The 4,825-nt window shown below is 61.4% G+C and carries 5 protein-coding genes; all 5 read right to left on the bottom strand.

Annotation, left to right across the window (positions count from 1 at the left end; genetic code table 11):
- On the bottom strand, positions 1-1,006 hold a 1,006-nt coding region (purD, locus tag HX846_RS13725; protein WP_178965554.1), incomplete at its 3' end, for a phosphoribosylamine--glycine ligase.
- A gap of 138 nt (positions 1,007-1,144) precedes the next feature.
- Positions 1,145-2,752: a bifunctional phosphoribosylaminoimidazolecarboxamide formyltransferase/IMP cyclohydrolase gene (purH, locus tag HX846_RS13720; protein ID WP_003217323.1), complete on the bottom strand. Its 1,608-nt coding sequence runs from the start codon at positions 2,750-2,752 to the stop codon at positions 1,145-1,147.
- 81 nt (positions 2,753-2,833) lie between these two features.
- Entirely contained in the window at positions 2,834-3,154 is a 321-nt protein-coding gene (fis, locus tag HX846_RS13715) for a DNA-binding transcriptional regulator Fis (protein WP_003186237.1), read from the bottom strand.
- Positions 3,151-4,164 (bottom strand): tRNA dihydrouridine synthase DusB, encoded by a 1,014-nt coding sequence (dusB, locus tag HX846_RS13710; protein WP_178965553.1) that lies wholly within the window; start codon positions 4,162-4,164, stop codon positions 3,151-3,153. The genes fis and dusB overlap by 4 nt, the downstream gene beginning before the upstream one ends.
- Before the next feature lie 185 nt (positions 4,165-4,349).
- Positions 4,350-4,825: DUF3426 domain-containing protein (locus HX846_RS13705; protein WP_178965552.1), on the bottom strand; the 476-nt coding region annotated here is incomplete at its 5' end.

Here is a 4,825-nt window from a genome sequence, read left to right as displayed (position 1 = left end):
CCAGCACGATGCCGACGCTCGGGCGCGGGTCCCACTGGGCTTCGACCTTGTCCAGGGCCTGGGCCAGCGCAGCTTCAACCAACAGCACCAGGCTCGATTGCAGGCGCAGCATCACCGGTTGGGTTTCCGGGTCGCCGAAGCGGCAGTTGAACTCGATGACTTTCGGATTGCCGGCCTTGTCGATCATCAAGCCGGCGTACAGGAAACCGGTGTACACATTGCCTTCGTCGGCCATGCCGCGCACGGTTGGCCAGATCACCAGGTCCATCACGCGCTTGTGCACTTCGGCAGTCACTACCGGAGCAGGGGAGTAAGCGCCCATGCCGCCGGTGTTCGGGCCGCTGTCGCCGTCACCCACACGTTTGTGGTCCTGGCTGGTGGCCATCGGCAAGACGTTCTTGCCGTCGACCATCACGATGAAGCTGGCTTCTTCGCCGTCGAGGAACTCTTCGATCACCACGCGCGAACCGGCTTCACCGAAAGCGTTGCCGGCGAGCATGTCGCGCACGGCGTCTTCGGCTTCAGCCAGGGTCATTGCGACGATCACGCCTTTACCGGCGGCCAGGCCGTCGGCCTTGATCACGATCGGTGCACCGACCTCACGCAGGTAGGCCAGGGCCGGCTCGATCTCGGTGAAGTTCTGGTAGTCGGCGGTCGGGATCTTGTGGCGCGCCAGGAAATCCTTGGTGAAGGCTTTCGAGCCTTCCAGCTGGGCAGCGCCGGCGGTTGGGCCGAAGCAGTCCAGGCCACGGCTGCGGAACAGGTCCACAACGCCAGCTACCAAGGGCACTTCCGGGCCGACGATGGTCAGGGAAACGTTTTTCTCGGCAAAGTCCGCCAGTTGCTCAAGGGCCAACACGTCGATGGCGACGTTTTCGCACTTGGCTTCAATGGCGGTACCGGCGTTGCCGGGGGCGACGAAAACTTTCTGGACACGTGGGTCCTGGGCAACTTTCCAGGCCAGGGCGTGTTCACGGCCACCGCTGCCAATGATCAAAACATTCATTTCAAAAACCTCGGATGACGCTGAATTCTGACCGTTCCCACGCTCTGCGTGGGAATGCCTCTTGTGACGCTCTGCGTCACGCTTTGGGACGCGGAGCGTCCCGGGCTGCATTCCCACGCAGAGCGTGGGAACGAGCAATCAGTGACGGAAGTGGCGCATGCCGGTGAAGACCATGGCAATGCCGGCTTCATCAGCCGCTGCAATCACTTCTGCGTCACGCATCGAGCCGCCCGGTTGGATCACGGCGGTAACACCGGCTTTCGCGGCGTTGTCCAGGCCATCACGGAACGGGAAGAATGCGTCGGACGCCATCACCGAACCCTGCACCTGCAAGCCGGCATGTTCCGCCTTGATCGCAGCGATGCGTGCCGAATTCACGCGGCTCATCTGGCCCGCGCCGACACCGATGGTCTGGCGGTTCTTGGCGTAGACGATGGCGTTGGACTTAACGTACTTGGCGACTTTCCAGGCGAAGATCAGGTCGTTGATTTCCTGTTCGGTCGGGGCGCGCTTGGTCACCACTTTCAGATCGGCGCTGCCGATCATGCCGATGTCGCGGCTCTGTACCAGCAAGCCGCCGTTGACGCGCTTGTAGTCCCAGGCAGCGGCACGCTCGGCCGACCACTCGCCGCACGCCAGCAGGCGCACATTGGCCTTGGCGGCAACGATGGCGCGAGCCTCTTCACTGACGGATGGCGCGATGATCACTTCAACGAACTGACGCTCGACGATCGCCTTGGCGGTCTCGGCGTCCAGCTCACGGTTGAAGGCGATGATGCCGCCGAAGGCCGACTCGGTGTCGGTGGCGTAGGCCAGTTCGTAGGCCTGGCGGATACCGCCTTCAGCGTCCGGGCTCACGGCCACGCCGCACGGGTTGGCGTGCTTGACGATCACGCAGGCTGGCTTGACGAAGCTCTTCACACATTCCAGCGCGGCGTCGGTGTCGGCCACGTTGTTGTACGACAGCTCTTTGCCTTGCAGTTGGGTCGCGGTGGCGATGCCGACTTCAGCAGGCTTGGCCTCAACGTAGAACGCCGCGCTCTGGTGCGGGTTCTCGCCGTAGCGCATTTCCTGGGCCTTGATGAACTGGCTGTTGAAGGTGCGCGGGAACTGGCTGCGACCTTCAGTGCTCAGGGTTTCAGCGGCCTGGTTCACGGTGCCCATGTAGTTGGCGATCATGCCGTCGTAGGCAGCGGTGTGTTCGAAGGCCTTGAGCATCAGGTCGAAGCGCTGGGCGTAGGTCAGGCCGCCGGCTTTCAGGCTTTCCAGTACGTTGGCGTAGTCGCTGGCGTTCACCACGATGGCCACGTCTTTGTGGTTCTTGGCTGCCGAGCGAACCATGGTCGGGCCGCCGATATCGATGTTTTCGATGGCGGTCGGCAGGTCGCAGCCTGGCTTGTTGATGGTGGCTTCGAACGGGTACAGGTTAACAGCCACCAGGTCGATCGGCTTGATGCCGTGCTCGCTCATGATGGCGTCGTCGATACCGCGACGACCGAGGATCCCGCCGTGGATTTTCGGGTGCAGGGTCTTGACCCGACCGTCCATCATTTCTGCGAAACCGGTGTAGTCCGCCACTTCCACTGCGGCCACGCCGTTGTCCTGCAGCAGTTTGAAGGTCCCGCCGGTGGAGAGAATCTCCACGCCCAGGGCTTCCAGCTCCCGGGCAAATTCGAGGATCCCGGTCTTGTCGGAGACACTGATCAAGGCACGGCGGATCGGCAGGCGGGTAGTCTGGTCGGTCATTTCAATTTCCATCAAAAGCAAAGGAGTCAGCAAAAAAGGCGTCCGTTTTTACGCGGGCGCCTTTCTGGTTTGATTGAATGCTTACAGCAAATCGTACTGCTTGAGTTTCTTGCGCAGCGTGCCACGGTTCAGACCGAGCAGCTCACTGGCCTTGGTCTGGTTGCCCTTGACGTAGTTCATCACGCTTTCGAGCAACGGCGCTTCGACTTCGGAGAGCACCAGGTTGTACACGTCCGTGACGGCAGCGCCCTCAAGGTGGGCGAAATAATTGTGCAGCGCCTTCTCGACACTCCCGCGAAGGGTCTGGCCTTCTTCGCTCGGCGTGTTGAGGTGCTGTTTCAAATTGACGTTGTCGCTCACGGGTGTTGTTCCACTCACTAAAGTCTCGGTCATCATCGTCATGCGGCCACCCCTTCTCCGTCCCCTGTCACCAGGCTCTTGTAACGCTCGGAGAAGAACTCACGAACGTTGGCGCACTGTGCTTCCGTATCATCCAAACGATTGAAGTGGGCGCGAAACTCCCTGGCGCCCGGCAAGGTTGCGAGATACCAGCCCACATGCTTGCGAGCAATGCGTACTCCCATCACGTCTCCGTAGAAGGCGTGCAGGGCGGCCAGATGCTCTAGCAGAATACGTTCCACCTCGATCAGCTCCGGTGCCGGCAAGGTTTCGCCGGTACGCAGAAAATGCTCGATCTCACGAAAAATCCACGGCCGCCCCTGGGCAGCCCGGCCAATCAACAGGCCATCGGCGCCGGTCGCGTGCAGCACGCGCTGGGCTTTCTCGGCTGAGTCGATGTCGCCGTTGGCAAAGACGGGAATCGACACCGCCTGCTTGATCGCGGCAATGGTGTCGTACTCGGCTTCACCGGTGTAAAGGTCGGCGCGGGTGCGGCCATGCACCGCCAGCGCTGTAATGCCCGCCTGCTCGGCGATCTTCGCCACCGTCAGGCCATTCTTGTTGTCCCGGTCCCAACCGGTGCGGATCTTCAGGGTGACCGGCACATCCACTGCAGCGACAACGGCATGCAGGATCTCGCTCACCAACTGCTCATCCTTCAACAGGGCAGAACCTGCGGCCTTGTTGCAGACCTTCTTGGCCGGGCAACCCATGTTGATATCAATAATCTGCGCCCCCAACTCCACGTTGGCCCGGGCCGCATCCGCCAGCATCTGCGCATCACCGCCGGCGATCTGTACCGAGCGGGGCTCGGGATCACCTTCGTGGATCATGCGCATCCGCGATTTGCGGGTGTTCCACAGGCTCATGTCGCTGGTGACCATTTCCGAGACTACAAGCCCTGCGCCCAAACGCTTGCAAAGCTGACGAAAGGGCTGGTCGGTGACGCCCGCCATCGGGGCGAGGATCAAGCCGTTGTGCAATGTGTATGGGCCGATGCGTACCGCCGACATAGGACTTCCCTGTTGTGGGGCCGGATCATTAGAGTTCGAAAAAGGGTTGGCATGATACCCGCTCTCGATGACCGGATAAAGGCTGAATTGGATAAAATCTGAGCAGTTATTTTCTTATCGCCGCAGGTTTGGTCAAAGGCGATGCAGTCAATAATCTGCCGTCAAGCACCGGCCAGGCAGCCGTTTCACTCGGGGGAGTGGAAGCTCAGGCTGTAATTCACCGCTTTGTTGCCCGGGTCGAGGATGTCCAGGGCAATGTGGATCGGCGTCTGGGAGGGCATCTCGGTCACGCCTGCCAACTCGCCGCTGAGGTATTCGGCGGGTTTGAAGCGACGACTGGCGATCATATTCCCGTTCATGTCGGCAAAGCGTAGCTCCAGCAGCGGGAACGGTTGGGAGAATGTCGCGCGGTTATAGATGATCGCGTCCACCACCAGGGCACCGGCAAACTCCGGGTGGCTGCGCACCACCAGGTTGCTGCTCTTGATGTGGGCGATATCGACCCGGGATGGCACGGTGCAGCCCAGTTTCGGGCACAGTTCCTGGAACCATGGGCGGTAGGCGTCCTGGCGTGCCAGGTCGTCGAATTGGTAGGCGACGTATTGTCCCGCCAGGCCGGCGGCGGCCAGCAGCACCAGCAAGCCCCAGAACAGGCGGCGGC

Origin of the sequence: Pseudomonas sp. K5002 (assembly GCF_013386655.1) — a bacterium.
Lineage (GTDB): Bacteria > Pseudomonadota > Gammaproteobacteria > Pseudomonadales > Pseudomonadaceae > Aquipseudomonas.
This window is presented reverse-complemented; position numbering and strand designations above follow the sequence as displayed.

Coding starts and splice junctions, on each gene's coding strand:
- purH (WP_003217323.1), bottom strand. CDS start 2,752: ATGACCGACCAGACTACCCGCCTGCCGATCCGCCGTGCCTTGATCAGT.
- dusB (WP_178965553.1), bottom strand. CDS start 4,164: ATGTCGGCGGTACGCATCGGCCCATACACATTGCACAACGGCTTGATC.
- fis (WP_003186237.1), bottom strand. CDS start 3,154: ATGACGATGATGACCGAGACTTTAGTGAGTGGAACAACACCCGTGAGC.